Annotated in this window: 14 protein-coding genes; 3 read left to right on the top strand and 11 right to left on the bottom strand. The window is 31.5% G+C overall.

From position 1 onward, the window contains the following. Window positions 1-6: 6 nt before the first annotated feature. Window positions 7-2,121, bottom strand: coding sequence for a DNA topoisomerase III (locus tag KQI18_RS08230; RefSeq protein WP_216467302.1), 2,115 nt, complete (start codon window positions 2,119-2,121; stop codon window positions 7-9). A gap of 253 nt (window positions 2,122-2,374) precedes the next feature. Between KQI18_RS08230 and KQI18_RS08225 the strand changes: the two genes are divergently transcribed. Then, window positions 2,375-3,172, top strand: a complete 798-nt coding sequence (locus KQI18_RS08225; protein WP_216467301.1) for a PIG-L family deacetylase — start codon at window positions 2,375-2,377, stop codon at window positions 3,170-3,172. 58 nt (window positions 3,173-3,230) lie between these two features. Here the strand turns inward: KQI18_RS08225 and KQI18_RS08220 are convergent, their stop codons facing one another. The 4 genes from KQI18_RS08220 to KQI18_RS08205 form a co-directional block, all read right to left on the bottom strand. After that, entirely contained in the window at window positions 3,231-3,947 is a 717-nt protein-coding gene (locus tag KQI18_RS08220; RefSeq protein ID WP_216467300.1) for a hypothetical protein, read from the bottom strand. Between the two features lie 190 nt (window positions 3,948-4,137). Then, a complete protein-coding gene (locus tag KQI18_RS08215) occupies window positions 4,138-5,640 on the bottom strand; it encodes a phosphomannomutase/phosphoglucomutase (protein ID WP_216467299.1) in 1,503 nt (500 codons plus the stop codon). Window positions 5,641-5,747: 107 nt separating this feature from the next. Beyond that, window positions 5,748-6,398, bottom strand: coding sequence for a fructose-6-phosphate aldolase (fsa, locus tag KQI18_RS08210; RefSeq protein WP_216467298.1), 651 nt, complete (start codon window positions 6,396-6,398; stop codon window positions 5,748-5,750). Between the two features lie 67 nt (window positions 6,399-6,465). Continuing rightward, on the bottom strand, window positions 6,466-7,038 hold the full coding sequence (locus KQI18_RS08205; RefSeq protein WP_216467297.1) for a xanthine phosphoribosyltransferase: 573 nt from the start codon (window positions 7,036-7,038) through the stop codon (window positions 6,466-6,468). 519 nt (window positions 7,039-7,557) lie between these two features. On the opposite strand from KQI18_RS08205, the gene KQI18_RS08200 reads away from it, so the two are divergent. Further along, window positions 7,558-9,057: an IMP dehydrogenase gene (locus tag KQI18_RS08200; protein WP_216467296.1), complete on the top strand. Its 1,500-nt coding sequence runs from the start codon at window positions 7,558-7,560 to the stop codon at window positions 9,055-9,057. Between the two features lie 209 nt (window positions 9,058-9,266). On the opposite strand, the gene KQI18_RS08195 is transcribed toward KQI18_RS08200, so the two are convergent. The 3 genes from KQI18_RS08195 to KQI18_RS08185 form a co-directional block, all read right to left on the bottom strand. Then, entirely contained in the window at window positions 9,267-10,823 is a 1,557-nt protein-coding gene (locus KQI18_RS08195) for a BCCT family transporter (RefSeq protein ID WP_216467295.1), read from the bottom strand. A 132-nt stretch (window positions 10,824-10,955) separates the two neighbouring features. Continuing rightward, complete coding sequence (grdH, locus tag KQI18_RS08190) at window positions 10,956-12,266, bottom strand: betaine reductase selenoprotein B (RefSeq protein WP_216467294.1); 1,311 nt, start codon at window positions 12,264-12,266, stop codon at window positions 10,956-10,958. 21 nt (window positions 12,267-12,287) lie between these two features. Further along, window positions 12,288-13,613, bottom strand: a complete 1,326-nt coding sequence (locus KQI18_RS08185) for a glycine/sarcosine/betaine reductase component B subunit (protein WP_216467293.1) — start codon at window positions 13,611-13,613, stop codon at window positions 12,288-12,290. A gap of 208 nt (window positions 13,614-13,821) precedes the next feature. Here KQI18_RS08185 and KQI18_RS08180 point away from each other — a divergent pair, with 208 nt between their 5' ends. Then, window positions 13,822-14,979 (top strand): PucR family transcriptional regulator, encoded by a 1,158-nt coding sequence (locus KQI18_RS08180; protein ID WP_216467292.1) that lies wholly within the window; start codon window positions 13,822-13,824, stop codon window positions 14,977-14,979. Window positions 14,980-15,094: 115 nt separating this feature from the next. Here KQI18_RS08180 and grdD read toward each other — a convergent pair whose 3' ends face one another. From grdD to grdB, 3 genes are all read right to left on the bottom strand, one after another. Further along, window positions 15,095-16,240 (bottom strand): glycine/sarcosine/betaine reductase complex component C subunit alpha, encoded by a 1,146-nt coding sequence (gene grdD, locus KQI18_RS08175; RefSeq protein ID WP_216467291.1) that lies wholly within the window; start codon window positions 16,238-16,240, stop codon window positions 15,095-15,097. A gap of 10 nt (window positions 16,241-16,250) precedes the next feature. Further along, entirely contained in the window at window positions 16,251-17,786 is a 1,536-nt protein-coding gene (gene grdC / locus KQI18_RS08170; RefSeq protein ID WP_216467290.1) for a glycine/sarcosine/betaine reductase complex component C subunit beta, read from the bottom strand. Between the two features lie 157 nt (window positions 17,787-17,943). Then, on the bottom strand, window positions 17,944-19,254 hold the full coding sequence (grdB, locus tag KQI18_RS08165) for a glycine reductase complex selenoprotein B (protein ID WP_216467289.1): 1,311 nt from the start codon (window positions 19,252-19,254) through the stop codon (window positions 17,944-17,946). Between the last annotated feature and the right edge of the window lie 19 nt (window positions 19,255-19,273).

Below are 19,273 nucleotides of genomic sequence, written 5' to 3'. Positions count from 1 at the left end.
TTTTATTTATTTTTTTAACTTAGCTAAGGCTTCAGCAAATGGATTATTAAATATCTCTTGATCTTTATTTTGATTTTTAAGGTATTTATTTACATCATTCTTGCTAGCCTTAGATTTTTCTTCATTTTTTCTCTTATTAAATGAAGTTAGTTTTTCTCTATACCCACATAAGCATATAAATATCTTTCCTTCCCCTTCGCCTCTTAATTCAAGTTTTTTATGGCAATTTGGGCATCTAGAGTTAGTTGTCTGCGAAATTAGCTTTCTTGTATTACATTCTCTATCTTCACAAACCAACATTTTTCCTTTTTTTCCGTTAACCTCTAACATATATTTTCCGCATTCAGGACACTTATTTTTAGTTAAATTATCATGTTTAAATTTACTTTCGCTATTTTTTATTTCTTTAATAATAGATTTAGTATAATTTTTCATATCGTTTATAAATACATTTTTATTTAATTTACCATTAGATATATCCTGTAGCCTTTTTTCCCATGAAGAAGTCATCTGAGCTGATTTCAAATCTTCTGGAACAAGATCCAAAAGCTGTTTACCTTTAGAAGTTATATGTATATCTCTGTCCTTTTTTTCAATCAAAAATGAGTTAAATAATTTTTCTATAATATCAGCCCTGGTTGCAACTGTACCTAGACCATTTTTCTCCATCTGTGTAAGCAAAGTACCTTCATTTAAGTACGATGGAGGATTTGTTTTGCCCTCACTCATAGTAATACTCACTATATTAAGAATATCACCTTCATTAATATTAGGCATTGTCTTTAAACCTTCATCATCTTGTTCTCTATAGTTATCTTTCCAACCTAATTTAACAACTTTATTTCCAGATGCTGTAAATGTTTCATCGTCTATTTTTCCTATTACTTTAGTCTGTTCGTACTCATAAGGTTCAGATAAAACTGATAAAAATCTTTTTACTACTAAATCAAAAATTTTTCTCTCTTTATCGCTTAAATCACTTATAAATACACGCTCTTCAGTAGGAATTATGGCATGATGATCAGTAACCTTAGAATTATCTACAAAATTTTTATTTTTAACTATTTTATTCTTAAGCAGCTTGTTGCATACTTTTGAATATTCACTGAAATTAACAGCCTTTATTCTATCTTTTAGTGTATCGACTAAATCATCTGTTAAATATCTAGAGTCTGTTCTTGGATAAGTTAATACTTTATGATGCTCATAAAGTTTTTGCATGATTGATAATGTTTCTTTTGCTGAAAACCCAAATATCTTGTTAGCATCTCTTTGAAGCTCAGTTAAATCGTATAACGCTGGAGATTGCTTCTTTTTATACGTCTTATTAACGTTTATTACATCTAAATCTTTTCCTTTAATTTTAGTTATTATTTCTTCTACTTTATTTTTATTAAAAGTAGATGTAGAATTATTTTTATCATTCCATGTAAGTCTAAATTCAGAGCTTCCTTTAATTGCATTTACATTTATTCCAAAATAATCTTTTGATTTAAAATTTTGAATTTCATCTTCTCTGTTTTTAATAATAGAAACTGTTGGAGTTTGAACTCTACCGCATGATAATTGTGCATTGTATTTAGTAGTTAAAGCTCTAGTTGCGTTTATACCAACTATCCAATCTGCTTCAGCTCTAGCTATTGCTGAATAATATAAGTTGTCGTACTTGTGACCATCTTTTAAATTGTTAAATCCTTCTTTTATTGCTTTATCAGTACTAGACGAAATCCAAAGCCTTTTTATTGGTTTATTAGACTTAGATTTTTCTATTATCCATCTAGCAACAAGTTCTCCTTCTCTACCTGCATCAGTAGCAATAATTATCTCATCTATATCATTTCGGTTAATTTGACTCTTTACTGTGTTAAACTGCTTACCGCTTTTTTTTATTACAATAGTTTTTAGATATTTAGGAAGCATCGGAAGATCTTCCATATTCCAGAATTTATACTTTTGGTCATAAATTTCTGGATCTGCAAGTGTAACCAAATGACCTAATGCCCAAGTTACAACATATTTAGGGCCCTCTATAAATCCATGCTTATCATTTTTGCATCCTAATACTTTTGCTATATCTCTACCAACGGATGGCTTTTCCGCTAATACTAAAATTTTCCCCATATTTAAATTCCTTTCAAGTCATTTATATTTATTAAATTTGCTAATTATTTTTATATGTATTTCTACCTAAAATATTATTATATCATATTAAAACTTTGTTTTATTATATACAAAAAAGGATGGTATAAAAAATATCTAAAAAATTTAAATTTTATTTACTATAATGTAAATAATTAACGAGATATTCTTGCGATATTTTAAATGGTTTTGAACGATAATATAAACAGGATAAAATTTATTAGGAGATGATTCTATGAATTTTTTCAAAAAATACTTATCAATTAAATATATAGTTTTATCTGCTATTTTATCCACTTTTTTTGTTTTTACTACTTACGATATATACAGCCAACAAAATAATGAAAAATTTAAAGATCATGTAGTATTTTACTGTCAACATCAAGACGATGAAGTTTTATGGGCGGGAAGTGCTATAATTAATGCAATTAATGAGGTAGGTAAAGATAATGTATATGTCGTTTTAGTTTCAAACGGATCTGGAATAGCTGTATTTGATAGGTACAAAAAATTTGAAAATTTAAATTCCGAAGACAAAATAGAATACAGAAATAGGGAGTTCTTGGCATCTACTAAAAATCTGGGTGTAATACCTAAAAACACTATTATTCTTCCTAAGATTAGTCCTCAGGATGAATCTTATTTTGAATCAATGGAAAACATTGCGATAAAATTTGAAAATAAATTTAATAGTGTTACTCATGTAGCTCATACTTATAAATTAGATGACCACCTTCAACATATTAAAAATGGATCTGTTATTCAAGGATTGTACAATGCAGGGAAAATAAAAGATGCTAAGTACTTTGTAAAACCAAAATACGAAGATAAAATTACAAGAAATAATAAAATTATCTACACTGTAAAATCTGAAAGAGACTACAATAAGATAAAAAATGCATGCGAACAATATAAGTTTGTAGATTCACACAGTTTTCGAGAAGGTATAGGATATAAATCTGATCATAAGTCTTTCGATGAACTTTTAAAAAATAAGTCAGCGCCTTCTTACCTCCACACACCTTATTTGTAGTATAAAAAAGCTACTTAAGAATTTTTATAATTCTTAAGTAGCTACATATTTTTTATGACTATCCAATTAATTCTAAATATCCACTTGGATGGAAGAAATAAATATTTGCAGTAGTTTTATCTACGAAATATGCTAAATCTCCATCTACTTCTGGTAAGAAAACATAACCACTTAAACCTTTATCTTTTATATAATCAAATGTACTTTCGTCACCTTCGTAGTAGAAATTCACATCAGGTAAGTGTTTTTTAAGTAAGTTTAAAGACTGCTCTTTGCTTATATACTCAACAGGTTTTACTGTGCTATCTTCATCTTTTTTTGAATTCATATTCTCATCTTCTTTACTCTCATTTTTGTTTTCATTATTTATAACATCTTGTTTATCTTTACCTTCTTTTGAATTGTTGTTTACTACAACATCTTTTTTATCTTGTTCCTTTTCTTCAACATTAGGTTTGTTATTTATTACTACTTTCTCGTTTTCTGTATGTTTTACATTATTTTCAGAATTTACTTTTTTATTTTTATTTGCAAGTACTTCATTTAATTTTAATGCACTCTCTTTTGTTTTGCTAGCAATATTATTTTTGCTGTTATCTATGTATGAATTTTTGTCTGATACTTTATTTGAATTTTTCATTTCACCATTGTTAGAATTTACAACGATAGGAGTTGTATTATTAGCTACCTCTGCCCCATAACTAACATTCTTTAATGGACTAACAACTAATAATCCTGTGCATAATACTGATACTACTGTAACTAATTTTTTCATAAGATTCACTCCCTTTTTCGATATTTATTAAAGTTATAATTGCTTATTTATCTTATACCCATATAATACCACAGTGAATCTCTATTTACAGTTACATCCCTGTTACTTGAGTTTACAAAATTGTAATCTAAGGTAACAGGGATGTAATAATATTATTTTAATTAAGTTATTTTAATAATCCACTAAATTTTTAAAAGTTTTTTAGTTTGTAATTAGATAAAAATTTTCTAAGTTTTGAGTAGATTTCTTCAACTCCACCTATTTTATTTGATTCTATATTTAACACTAAAAGTGGCTCATGTAGTGAAATTCGAAGTAAAAACCACCCATCACCACTATCTTCATTGCAATTAACTCTAATACCTTCATAGTTTTTTGGAACAATACTTAAACCATCTAATTTTGAAATGTAAGCTTCTAAATCTTCAATAATTGTTTCTGCATAAGGTCTAAAATCTTCTACATCTATACTAATTCTAAATTCCTTTTCTTCTTTAGCTTCCTCTAGATTACTAAGTAAATCAGTAACAGTAGTTCCATTAGAGCGTAATTTAGCTACTTCTACAAGTATTTTGGCAATTAGATAAGAACCATCATCCAAAAAATAGTTTTCTTTAAGCGCAGCATGACCAGAAGTTTCTATAGCTATATGACACTCTTGCCCTTCATTGTTTAATCTTATGGCTTCGTTAATTACGTTTTTGTAACCTCTCTTAAACCTATGATGTATCCCTCCATTAACTTCTATAAATTTAGTAAGTCCATTTGAAGTTATAGAATCTGTAACAATCGTTGTTTTTGGATGATCATTTAAAATAATTTTTGAGATAAGAGCTATTAGTGCATTTTTGTTAATAGGTTTACCGCCTTTTCCTACTATAGCAGCTCTATCTACATCTGTATCAAAAATAATACCAAGATCACTATTATTTTCTATTACTGCATCACATATACTTTCCATAGCTTCTTTATTTTCTGGATTCGGTATATGATTAGGGAACATTCCATCTGGTTCTAAATATTGACTTCCAGTTGTATCTGCACCTAAGCTTGTTAATATTTTATTTGCAAAAAAACCTCCAGCGCCATTTCCAGCATCTACTAATATTTTAATACCCTCAAGTGGTTTGTCGAAGCACTCTGATGAGTTGACTCCTTCTCTAATAATATTTAGAATTAGTGTTGAATAGTCGCTGATTAGATCTGGATAAACTACTTTTCCATTTTGAAAATTTTTATCTATATCGTATTCTATATTTTTATTAAGATTAGAAGCTAAATCTAAAATTTCTTTAATGTTATTTTTTTCAAGGCCTCCATCTTTGGTAAAAAACTTAAATCCATTATGGTAATAAGGAAGATGACTAGCTGTAATCATAACCGCTCCATCACAATCATAGCCCCCCATAATTGTAGACATAAACATTGCCGGTGTAGTAGCCATTTTACAATCAAAAACATCACACCCTCTAGTTTTAAGTGTATCGACTGCAATTTTCCTAAATTTTTCACCAGTAACTCTAGAATCTGTCCCAATAGCAATACTCAATTTATTTTTACCTGTTCTTTCTTTTAACCAAATATAAAACGATATAAATATTTTTTCTACCACTTCATCAGATAAATTAACTTCCTTCTCATCGTTTGGGTATGCAATACCTCTAATATCTGATCCATTTTGTAACTTATGCATAATTATCTCCTTAAAAATTACTTATTTTTCGATCTTATTTTTTATTTATTAAATAAAAGACACTAAAACAAAAATAGCTATGCTCAAGTTTTAGTGTCTTATTAATATTATAATTTTAATGAAGCGCCTTCCCAATCTTTAATAAAATTTTCTATACCTTTATCTGTTAGAGGATGCTTTAACATTTGATTTATAACTTTATATGGTACTGTTGCAATATCTGCTCCAAGTCTAGCCGCTTCAACTACGTGAATAGGATGTCTAACGCTTGCTACTATAATCTCTGTTTCTATAGCATTAACTTCAAATATTTCTACAATCTCTTCTATTAATCCCATACCATTTTGTCCTATATCATCTAATCTACCTACAAATGGACTTACGTAAGTAGCGCCAGCTCTTGCAGCAAGTAATGCTTGAGCAGCTGAAAAAATAAGAGTAACATTTGTTTTTATATTCTTTTCAGATAAAGCTTTTGTAGCTTTTAAACCATCCGCAGTCATAGGTAATTTAATAACTATGTTTTTGTGTATTTTTGCTAGTTTATCTGCTTCAGCAATCATACCCTCATGATTTAAGCTTATTACTTCTGCACTAATTGGTCCATCCACTATTTCAGCAATTTCTTTTACTACTTCTACAAAATCTCTACCTTCTTTTGCTATTAACGATGGATTTGTAGTTACTCCACACACAACACCTAAGCTATTAGCTTCTCTAATTTCGTCAACATTTGCCGTGTCAATAAAAAATCTCATTGTATCCCTCCAAATTATTTAGTTTAATTTAAAGTAGCTTTAATATCTTAATTCTATTTATACTATACTATCTAAAGTTTACTTTACCCTCAGCAATAGAGTCAACTATAACTAATGATTCTAATCTAACTCCTCTTTCTCTAAGTATCTGTCCACCTTCTTGGAATCCTTTTTCAATAACTATCCCAATACCGGCAAGGTTTGCCTTTGCTTGATTTACTATATCCATAAGACCTAGGGCAGCTCTCCCATTTGCAAGAAAATCATCAAGAATCAATATATTTTCACCTTCATTTAGATACTTTTTAGATGTTTTTACAGAGTAATTTTTTGCTTTTGTGAAAGAGTATACTTGAGTTTCGTAAACATCTTTATCTAAGTTTTTAGATTCGACTTTCTTTGCAAAAACTACAGGAATATTATCGAAATACTGTGCAACAATAGATGCGATTGCTATCCCGGACGCTTCTATTGTAAATATTTTATCCACCTTAACATTTTTAAATCTTTCTTTAAATTCTTTTCCTATTTCATTTAAAAATGCTACATCTATTTGATGATTTAAAAATCGATCTACTTTTAGTATGTCCTCACCTGACACACTACCCTCATTTAAAATTTTTTCCTCTAAGGCCTTCATACTTTCCTCCTAATAAACTTTCTATCAATTAATACTACTATTAATTCAAAAATTCCATATATACATATTATTATAACATGCTTTATAAATCAATTAAATTTGTTTATATCTGTTATTATTTGTAGTTTTATAATAGTAAAAATTTTAATCTATTAATATATGGGTATTTTAATTAGATATCAATATTATTAGTCAGATACTTAAATAAATAATATTTATCATATTATAGGATATAATTTAAATATATCCAGTTAACAATATTCATATATACAATGATAAATAACTAACGAATTATGGTTTTTTTTATAAAATGTCTGTTAATATACATAATGACTTTATAAAAAATATACTATTTTGCTCTTTTTTTCAAAATAATATGCAAAATAACGAATTTCATTTAAAAAAACCTTGTTGAAGCATATTAAATTTTATCATAATAAGTTATAATAAATACTAACAATTATAATCAAGATATAATTAGAAATTATTTATATAAAATATAAGGAGATGATATTAAAAATGGCATTTTATTTTTCTACACCATCACATACTTTTAGTGAGTATTTACTTGTACCTGGTTACTCTTCAACTAAATGTATACCAACTAATGTAAGTTTAAAAACACCAATAGTTAAATTTAAAAAAGGTGAAGAACCTTCGCTTAATATGAATATTCCTCTTACTTCTGCGGTTATGCAATCTGTATCTGATGACAAGATGGCAATAGCTCTAGCAAAAGAAGGCGGAATTTCTTTTATATACGGTTCACAATCAATAGAAAATCAAACAGCTATGGTTTCTAGAGTTAAATCTCATAAAGCCGGATTTGTCGTAAGTGATACAAACCTAACTCCTGATAGCACATTAGCAGATGTTCTGGAGTTAAAAAAATTAAGTGGTCATTCTACAATGCCTGTAACTGACGATGGCACTTCAAACGGAAAGCTTGTTGGTATTGTAACAGGCCGCGACTACAGAGTAAGCCGTATGAGTACAGATATAAAAGTATCTGAATTTATGACTCCACTTTCTTCTTTAATATATGCAAATAAAGATGTAACTTTAAAAGAAGCTAATAACATAATATGGGATAACAAACTTAACTCTCTACCAGTAGTAGATGATGATGGAAGACTAATATATATCGTATTTAGAAAAGACTATGAAACAAATAAAGAAAATCCTCTTGAGCTTTTAGATTCATCTAAAAGATATGTAGTTGGTGCTGGTATTAATACGAGAGATTACGAAGAACGTATACCTGCTCTTGTAGAAGCTGGAGCAGATGTACTTTGTATAGATTCATCTGAAGGATTTAGTGAATGGCAAAAAATAACTATAGACTTTATACGTGAAAAATATGGAGATACTGTAAAAGTGGGTGCCGGAAATGTAGTAGACAGAGAAGCTTTCTTGTATCTTGCTGAAGCTGGAGCAGACTTCATAAAAGTAGGAATCGGCGGGGGTTCTATATGTATTACTCGTGAACAAAAAGGGATCGGTAGAGGACAAGCTAGTTCAATTATAGAAGTTGCAGAAGCTAGGGATGAATATTTTGAAAAAACTGGTATATATATACCTATATGTTCAGATGGGGGTATCGTTTATGATCACCATATAACTTTAGCTCTTGCTATGGGTGCAGATTTTGTTATGCTTGGTAGATACTTCTCTAGATTTGACGAGAGTCCAACTAATAAAGTTAATATAAACGGAAACTACATGAAAGAATACTGGGGAGAAGGTTCTGCACGTGCTAGAAACTGGCAGAGATACGACCTTGGTGGAGACAAAAAACTATCATTTGAAGAAGGTGTTGATTCTTACGTTCCTTATGCTGGTCCACTAAAAGACAATGTGGTAATGACTCTTAGCAAAGTTAGGTCCACAATGTGTAACTGCGGCGCTCTAACAATACCAGAATTGCAAAAAAATGCTAAGTTAACTCTTGTGTCATCTACTAGTATCGTTGAAGGTGGAGCACATGACGTTATGTTAAAAGACAATAGAAACCTTTAGTAGGTATAAAATTTTCAAAAGTGAGCATTTATCAAAATGCTCACTTTTTTTGTATTAATAAAGACTGTCTTACATTTAGATAGTCTTTGTTAAGAAACTTATATACCACTCTTTTACATCTAACTATTTTGTTTATAATAAAAATATGTTAAAAATCTAATACAAAATTCTCTTCTATTGTTTTATATATAGATTTTCTTGTATATATCTTATTTATTATTTAAAGTCTTTTCTTTTAACCTCTGTTCATTAACTGCATTTAAGTCTTCATCTTTGAGTGATTTAAATAAAGACACACAAGCAAAAAACATTATAAATATAAATGGAAATGCAGCTAGCAAAGATGCCGTCTGCAGAGCTTCAAGTCCACCGGTTAAAAGTAAACTTACAGCTAATAGCGACTGCGTTATTCCTAATATTATTTTTCTTTTGTTTGATGGATTTAGGTCTCCATTAGATGTAAACATTCCAAGAACAAATGTAGCTGAATTTGCAGAAGTAACGAAGAACGTTAAAAGCAAAAATATTGCAACTAATGATATAACAGTACCTAAATTGTAATGTGACAGTACAGAGAAAAGTGTTATTGATACATCCTTAGTCATATCTGCTAATTGTGGTCCTGTTACAGTTCCTTTCATAAATAAATCTATTCCTAACGTTCCAAATACTGCAAAGAATGTAAAAGAAGCTAGAGCTGGAGCTATCATTACTCCAAATACAAACTCTCTTATTGTTCTTCCCTTTGATATTCTCGCTATAAAGGTTCCTACAAATGGTGCCCAAGCAATCCACCATGCCCAGTAAAATATTGTCCATTTACCTGCCCATGTGTTATCTCCATAAGCACTTATATTCATACTATCTGCAAAAATATTCTGTAGATAATTTCCTAACCCTCCTACAAAACCGTTAATGATTTGAATAGTCGGACCGATTAACAATACTACTACAGTAACCAATGCTGCTGTTGCTAAATTAATATCTGATAGAATTTTCATTCCTTTATCAATACCAGAAACTGCTGTCCAGATAAATATAACTGTTGTTATTACAATTATAATTACTTGAGATCTAATAGTATTTTCTATATTGAAAATATAGCTAAGCCCACTGTTAATTTGTAGCGTGCCAAGACCTAATGATGTTGCTATACCAGCTACAGTTGCAAATACTGCCAAAGTATCTATAACTACTCCTGTGGCACCGTGAACCTTATCTCCAAGTAGTGGTTCAAAAAGGTTACTGATTAATCCAGATTTACCCTTTCTAAATTGAAAATAAGCTAGAGATAATCCGATTATACTGTATGCAGCCCAAGGATGAATTCCCCAATGTAGAAAAGATGATTTCATAGCAAATGCAGCAGCTTCTGCACTTGTTGGATCTATACCTGGTTTAGGAGATACAAAGTGTGATATAGGCTCTGCAGCACCCCAGAATACTAATCCTATCCCCATACCTGACCCAAACAGCAAAGCAAACCAAGAACTTGTCTTGTAGTCTGGTTTTGAATCATCTGCTCCAAGTTTTATATTGCCGTATTTACTAAATGCAAGCCATAAAGCAAACCCAACAAAAACTAACATTGAAAGTAAATACAACCAAGAAAACCTGCTCGTGAAAAAGTTAAATGCAGTATTAACGGAATTAGTAAAACTTTTACTTGATAAGATAGCCCATAAACATATTGGTATTAGTACAATCAATGAAGTATAAAAAACCCTATTGTCGACTTTTAAACTCTTTTCATTGCTCTTTGCCATACTTAACTCCTCCTACTTTAAGGACTATACTTTATATAGTAAGTTCATTGGTTCTTATATCGTATTTATTAAATATGTCTTTCTATATAAGTTATAGTCCATATTTGTAAAACCGGTGTTAATTATTTATAACTAATTGTATTTAAATACAGTTTGCTCATCAATTTCAGTTGTAAGTGCATCTAAAGCTGTTTTAACCATATCGAATCTAAGTTTATACTGTTCTTCTTTAGATATCTTTGGATCACCCATCGGATACGGTATTGATACCGTAGTTACTATTCTATTTGCTCCAACAGTTTTAGCAACTGGAACTAGGTTGCACATTTGTACTATAGGATATCCAGCCTTTTCAAACTCTCTTACCATCGTTGCACCGCAACGAGTACAAGTACCTCATGTGGAAACTAAAATAATAGCGTCAACGTTTGCATCCTTAAGATAAGGAATCATTTCATTTGCCATCTTTATAGCTTCACCTTGTGTTGTGCCAGTTCCTACGGTAGAATAAAAGTATTCGTGAAGTTTTCCAATATTCCCTTTTTTCTCATGTTCTTTAAGAGCATCTATAGGCGTTATTACATCAGGATCTCCGTTTGCCACAGCAGGATCAAATCCGGCATGTATAGTTTTAAATTCACCAGCTTTTAAATCCCCCATATTAGATATATCGTATCTTCCCCATCTAGTAGCTGATGCAGATTGAATTCTATCAGGATTATTGACAGGAACTATTCCACCAGTTGTAACAAGTGCAACGTTTGCATTTTTAATATTTTTTACAGCAGGAGCTATTGGGACTTTCTCAATTAAAGGTATCTCTAACTCAGATATAAAATCTTGTCCAGTAAGTTTTTTAATAATCATATCTACTGCTCTATCTGCTGCCATTACATTATCGTCTCTCCAAACTTGATGTCTCTTTCCTCTTTCAAAAATTCCCTCTGTTTCTGCGTCTAAAACTCTTTGATTATTTAGTATTTTATTTCCCAGTTTAGCTAAACTAGATAAATCTTTTCTCATTTTTCCTGCACTATTTCCGCCTTTAAGAATATACATATCTTTTTTAAACATATCTACACCAGGATTTTCTTCATGCATCGATGTGACTACTTCTACACCAAATTTATTTTTTACTGCTTTACATATATGTCCACATGCAACTCCATATCTTCCTGCTTGGAAGGCTGGGCCTGCAAAGAATATATCAAACTCCTTATCTTCTAAAAAACCAAGTATTTTATTAATGGCTTCTTCAGTGTTTGATCCTATAAAATTATCTCCACAAATAACTGTATGTGTAATCTGAGTATTTTCTAACAATTTATCTAATTGTAAAGCTGGACCTACTAAACCGTCTCTAATTTCTGGTTCATAGTCAGCCTTATCTTCACCACCGATTTGACCGAAAAACTGATTTAAATACAAAATTGCTTTTTTCATAAATTTCCCCCCCCTATTCTACTAGAATTCTTTCATTGTCTTAGTAGACCAACCTAAAACTTGGTCACCACAGAACATTGAGTTATTTTCCATTATTATTGATCCATCTTCTCTAACTGAAGGCCCTAGTACTTCATCATTAGCCCATCCACCTGCTAATCCATCTCTCCCTAGAGACTCTAGCTCTCCAAGTACAATTTCCATTGCTGGAAGTTCTATAATTTCTGAAACATTACCACAAGATACTATTGCATCAAGTTTTTTATCTAACGTAACAAATGGTTGTGAATTCCCATCTCTACCCGTACATTCATTAGAAAGTCCTACTACTTTTACCCCTGCATCTTCAAGTGCTACAATACAACCAACAAAGTCAGCATCAGGATTTCCATATCCTTCTTCAGTAACAATAGCACCATCTGCGCCTAATGATTTCGCAATCTGTGCTACAAATATTGCTGATCTTTCTTTCTGCTCAAGTGACACATTCAGGTTTGATAAAATAACGCCTAAAAAATTTATAGTTTTTCCGTGTTCCTTATATAAACTTTTTAATACTGGTGTATTTTGTATATCATAAGTAGACCATTTAGAAGAACAAGGCATAAAACTTCCAGAAATAAGAGCACCATCTAAGATCTCATTTGGATGCATAAATGTAGGTACAAAGTGGTTCATATCCCATCCATAAACTAAATCGTTGTAACCGGATTCTTCCATTTGAGATTGACCTTGCATAACTAATACAACACTAGGTAGTTTACTCACATCTCTATCTCTCTTTGTAACTGATGGTAATTCATAAACTTCAGTTTCATCTGGAGTTAGATCCTTTACACAATTTGCTATATACTCAGCTAATTTATGTCCAGCCTTTCTAAGTGCATCGTTTTTTTTCTGTTGTTCACGTTTTTCAAAATCCTCATCTGTATCTGCTACCAATACAATATTATTCAGCTTTGAAAAATAAGTATATTTAGCACCTTCTCCACCCATATCAATTAAACCATCTTGGAAACCACCCCAATGTTTACCTACAACTAATACACTGCAATCTTTCATCGCATGTGTCTTCGAGTCTCCACAAGGAACTACATCTCCAGTGTATCCTGGAAACAGAGGCGAACCATCTAATTTTACCCTCGGTTCAATTGCTTCCTTTACAGGACAAATTCTAACCATATCTCCCGGTTTTACTATGTGTATATCGGCTTCAGTTATCCTCTTATCCATCTTTACAAAATCTAGAAGTTCTTTTTTATTAAGCGTTAAAACACCATTTTGAAAAAACGTTTTCTTGCCAAAAGTGATTTTTTTAACATAAAATTGTCCAATTTCTAATTTCATAATAACCCTCCTCTATCATAGATATTTACTATAGTTCTACCCCTTAATATAAGTTTATTACATAACTATTTTTATTTATTTGTTATTTTTTTAATTAATATATGTTTTTTTGGTAATTATTACAAAGATATATCATTCTACTTTTTTATTTGATAGAATATAATTATATGATGTTAGATTATAATTAAATATATTCGGAGGCTTAATTATGTCAATTACTGTAAAGGATGTATTACAACTAGACTTGTTCAAAAATACAACAGTTTTAGCTGGTAAAAATGGCCTTGATCGTATTGTGAAAAGAGTATCGGTATTTGATTGCCCAATTCAAATTGAAAGGGATTTGATAGTTTTAAAAGAAGGGGATTTTTTTGTATCCAACTTTTATTTTTGGAAAGACGATTATAAAGAAGCTATTTTCGCTATTGATTTTTTAAATTCCAGAAAATGTAGTTGTCTTTGCATAACTAGTGAATACCTTGAATACTTTACTAAAGATATGGCTGAACATTGCAACAATATAAATTTTCCTATCCTAACGATAGATTATTCAGTATCTTATGGTGATATTATGAAAAGCGTATATCTTCTCATGGTTGAAGATCAAAAAAACATTATTTTAGAAATGCAGTTAATGAATTTAATAAAAACCAAAGATCCCCTTAAAACTAACAAAATTATCAACGAAATAAATCCCCATTTTTTAGGATATGTAACAACTCTATACTGTTATTCAAACGACTCTGACTATAAATTTTCTAACCATTTTATTAATGCTATAAATGAATCTAAACAAAATTTCTGCATACCTTATAAAAATGGTCTCCTAATAATATTGACTTACAATAATATGCCTAACAGTAAAATTATTTCGCATATAAATTACTACCTGGAACTTATAAAGACAAACGTCAATGATTATATAGTCGGTGTTAGTAATAACTTATTACATTTAATGGACATTCAAGAGTCTATTTCACAGGCTGTTATAAGCTGTACTTCAAGAGTGCTGCACAATGATTCTATTGTATACTATGGTAAATTAGGATCATTCTCGTTATTACTATCCTTTAAAGATACTCCTGTTATAAAATCTATATACAATAATACAATTGTACCAATAATACAATATGATAAAAATCACAATAAAGACCTGCTCCACACACTTATCACTTTTGTTGAATGTTGCGGAGATTATAAGAAGACTGCCCAACTTATCTATCAACATGAAAATACAGTTAGATATAGAGTTCTTAAAGTTAAATCTATTTTAGGCCTTGAGGATTCAACAATAGAGTTTTATGAGCGAATATCTTTAGGTGTCAAACTACATAAAATATATAAACAAATGAATACTAGTTTTTAATACAACTAAACCACACAAAAAAGAAACAGACTCTAAGTAAAAATAAGAGTCTGTTTCTTTTTAATAGTTTGGATTTTATAGCTTTTAATTCTATATTATAAATTTTTTAGTAGGCTTAATTGGCAGTGTACCCTGCTTTGATAAGGGTGTCTATTGATACACCGCCCTTGTCTTCATTTACAAGTACAATTGGTCCAGTACATCCCATTCCACTTTCTGCATATATTCCATTTTTCCACAGTTCGGCAACAGCATCTTCTAGATCCATTATGTCAATACCATTTATTTGGTAAGTAACTACCTCTTTATCAGGCATCTTTACTTCGACTTTCTCAGATTTAACCTCTTTTTTAGTTAAAGAAGATATTATATCGTCGAATTTAGCTTTTTTTGCTTTTGAAAATTCCTCTTTTGCTATAGTATTAATTGAACCTTTTACAACATCATAAGCGTATTTCAAAGCATTGGCTACAACTGGAGAACCAGAAGCTCTAGATAGTATTAAAACTCTTCTATCATAGTTTTCACCAACACCAGGTCCATAACCATATCCTTGTGCTTCATAATCTCCACCGGTATTAAAAGAGGAGAATACCTTCATAAATATATTTCCTGATAGAGTGTCTGTTACCATAACATCAGGGGCTCCAACAAGAAGGTCATTACCTCTCATTACACATCCGCCATCAGCTCTTATAGATTCTGCAAATTCTATATCGTATCCGCCATCTTTTAACTCCTTAAGACCCTTTTCTACTTGTCTTGCTCCATCAACATTTAGTATACCAACTGTAGGTTTTTTAATTCCTATTGATTTAGCTGTAGAAACTCCGTATATAGCATTCCTAATCATAGCTTCTATTCTATTAGTCGCACTAGTCCCTGTAGTTGTTGCAAGTATCATTTCCTTGCCTTTAGCTGGAGTTATAACTCTACCAACAGTTGAAACTCCTATTGGGAAATTGTAGTGCATTGTAACACAAGCGTCAATATATCCCGAATCAAGTAGTTCTTCCATCTTACAGTGCATATCAGCTTCATCATTTACTTCTACAACTTCTAAATCTGTATCATACTTTGGTCCGATTAAAACAATGTCAAATAGTCCAGAATTCGCAAGTTCAGCACCATCAACAAGGTTTTTAACTCCATGTTCACTTCCAAGAGTAGTAAGTCCTATTTTGAATTTTTTTCCGAATTCTCCACTTTCTATTGCATTAGCTACTTCTAAGAATACATCTGCAATTACTTTCTTAGACATATAATCACCCCTATTCTTCCATCATATCTAATGCTAATTTTTTCATGGATTCAGCAATTATTTTCTTAATTTCATCCTTAGATACACCATTAGATGCATCTTCTGTAACTCCTGTATTTCTCTCTATAATCAAAGAAACTCCATCAAATAAATTAGTCATTCTTCCTAAGAACAAGCTTCCTTTACCAACTATCATAGCTCTATTTTTATTACCTGTAGTCATATCATCTATAGCGAAACCAGCATATGGTACCCCTGATGGTATATGACCTTGTGTCGGAGCCCAACCTGGCAAACCACTCTTAGATACGAAAGCTTTTAGATCTTTTTTCTCCATATCTCCACGTTTAACTGCAAGTGCACCTATCATTTTGTAGTTTGCTTCTGGAACATCACCAGCTCCCGCAGGTTTCGTTATATCAGGATTTTGCATTTCAACTGAGTATACATCAACGTCTGTTATTTTTAAATCTGCTCTATCAAGCCCTGAAGTGATTAAAGAGGTCATAACTGCTTGAGGAGAAGACCCAGTTCCAACAGTATGTTTTCCTGTTAAGTCTGTTCTTATAATTGGATTTACACCATCGTTTTCAGAAACTAAAACTGCAAATCCCCCAACTACATCTTCTAGAACAGGAAGACCTTTTTTAATATGATCTTTTGAGTTCATTCCTAATTTAGCACTTGCACCACCTGCTACTACCATTACATTTTTATGAATTCCTGCTTTTACTAAAGCTGCTGCTTGAATAAGTGCATGTGTTGGAGCTGCACAGAATCCTCTTGTATCGGAACCTGTTGCATTAGTTAAACCAACGATTTCAGCTATAGACTTAGCGAAGTTTCCTCCACCTCTCTGATTCATATCTCCACAAGCTTCTTCTGAACACTCTATTACATAATCAATAGCATTTGGATCTATTTCGCTATGTCTTAACATGTGTATTGCAGATATTATTCCTGAAGCCTTAACTACTAAGTTTTCAAACATAGTATGTGCATTTAGGTTAATATCTACGTCATGAGCTCTTTTTACATATCCTACTAGTTCACCGTTGTGGAATAAACCTTCAGCTATATGCTCATCAATAAGAGCTCTTGCGTCTTCTATATCGTCTCCCTTTAATTTACCAAAGAATGGCGCGATCTCAGGGTAGTTATTTTCAATTTTAGGTTTTACTTCATTTACAAAGCTTTCAGATAATTTAACTAAATCGAAAGCATCACTAATTTGCATAAATGCTAAAAATTCATCTTGAGGCATTATTTCCCCAAATTTACCATTTCTATTTCCTTCAACTTTTTGGTTACACCAAGGCATTTCTAAATCTTTTAAATCTTCTGGCCTATTGTTTCCTATATAAACTTGATTTGGCATGTAGTTTACTACTTCATCAAAAGTTCTGATGTGTTTACCTATTTCTTTTAAAAATTCCGAATCTGGATGTGTTTGTCTCTCAACAGAACATGTAGTCCCATTTTGAATTATCATATCCGGAGTATGAGCAAGTATGTAGCCTGCACCTTTTAATACTGGAAAAGTCATTAATTTGCACCCCCAAAGATTTTTTGTTCTCAATTATGTTCTTAATTTTATTGTGGATTTCACGGGCAGGACGCCCGCGAAATCCATAGATTGGATAGTATATAGTTAAGTATTTATATGATGTGACATTATAATTTGATGTTGTTTCTTTTATTTACTAGTCTTCAAACACTGTTTGACCATCAACTTCTGTTGTTAATGCTTTTAGTGCTTTTTCCACTAATCCTCTTCTTAAAGCCTTTTCTTCTTCCGGCTCTAGAGCTGGATTTCCAAGTGGATGAGGTATTGCAATAGTTGGAATTATTCTGTTTGCTCCTACTGTAAGTGAGATTGGAACAACTGTACACATGTGTACAACAGGTATTCCTGCTCTTTCAATTTCTTTTACCATCGTTGCACCGCAACGAGTACAAGTGCCTCACGTAGAAGTTAAGATTACTGCATCTACGCCGTCAGCCTTTAATTTAGCACCTATTTCAGATGCATATTTCTTAGCACTTGCAACGGCAGTACCGTTACCAACTGTTGAGAAGAAAGTCTCATATAGTTTACCTATAGCTCCTTCTTTTTCTAAGTCTCTTAGAACGTCAACAGGTAGAACTCTATCTGAATCTATATTACAGTAAACAGGGTCGAAACCACCATGTGCTGTTTCATAAGTTTCTTCAGTAAGGTTTTCTACTCCAGCTATTGAGTAAGAACCGTACTTAGAAGCTGACGAAGACTCTATTCTATCCGGGTTTCCTTTTGGAACAATACCACCAGATGTTACTAGAGCTACTGTAGCTTTTGTAATATCTTTTACTGCTGGATTTGGATCAACTCTGTCGAAATCAGGCATTGGGTATTCAGTCTCAAATGGGTCTCCTTTGATCTTTTTGATAAGCATATCTACTGCTCTCTTAGATCCTCTATCTTCGTGGAAGTAGTTAACTCTTATTCCTCTTGGCATATATCCTTCTTCTTTAGGAGCTCCGATTTCTTCTCCTTTAGTAAGTTTAATTGCAAATTTAGCTAACTTAGGAAGCGCTTTCCTCATTCCCGCTGCAGAGTCAGAAGTTTCTATAACGTAAACATCCTTCTTGAACATATCTGCACCTGGATTTTCTATATACATTCCTGTAACACATGGTATATTTAATGCTTCTTGAACAACTTTTGTTATTGTTCCAGCAGCAACCCCGTATCTACCAGCGTTAAATGCAGGACCTGCTATAAAAAGATCAGGTTTGAATTCTTTTATCATACCTAGAACTTCTTCACTAGCGTCGTCAATGTTTTCGTTGAAATAGCTATCTCCGCAAACAACCGTTCCAACTATTTCTAATTCATCGCCCAAATTTTTATTAAGTTGTACACTTATTGGTGGCAAAGTCTCAGCTACGTGAGGCTTTGTATCAGCCTTTTCTTCTCCACCAATACCAGCGAAGAACTGATTTACATAATGAACTACTCTAAGCTTTTCCATACGATTTCACCCCTTTAGA

Origin of the sequence: Metaclostridioides mangenotii (genome assembly GCF_018917235.1) — a bacterium.
In the GTDB taxonomy this organism is placed as follows: domain Bacteria; phylum Bacillota; class Clostridia; order Peptostreptococcales; family Peptostreptococcaceae; genus Metaclostridioides.
The sequence above is the reverse complement of the archived record's forward strand: the minus strand, read 5'-3'. Positions and strand labels throughout refer to the sequence as shown.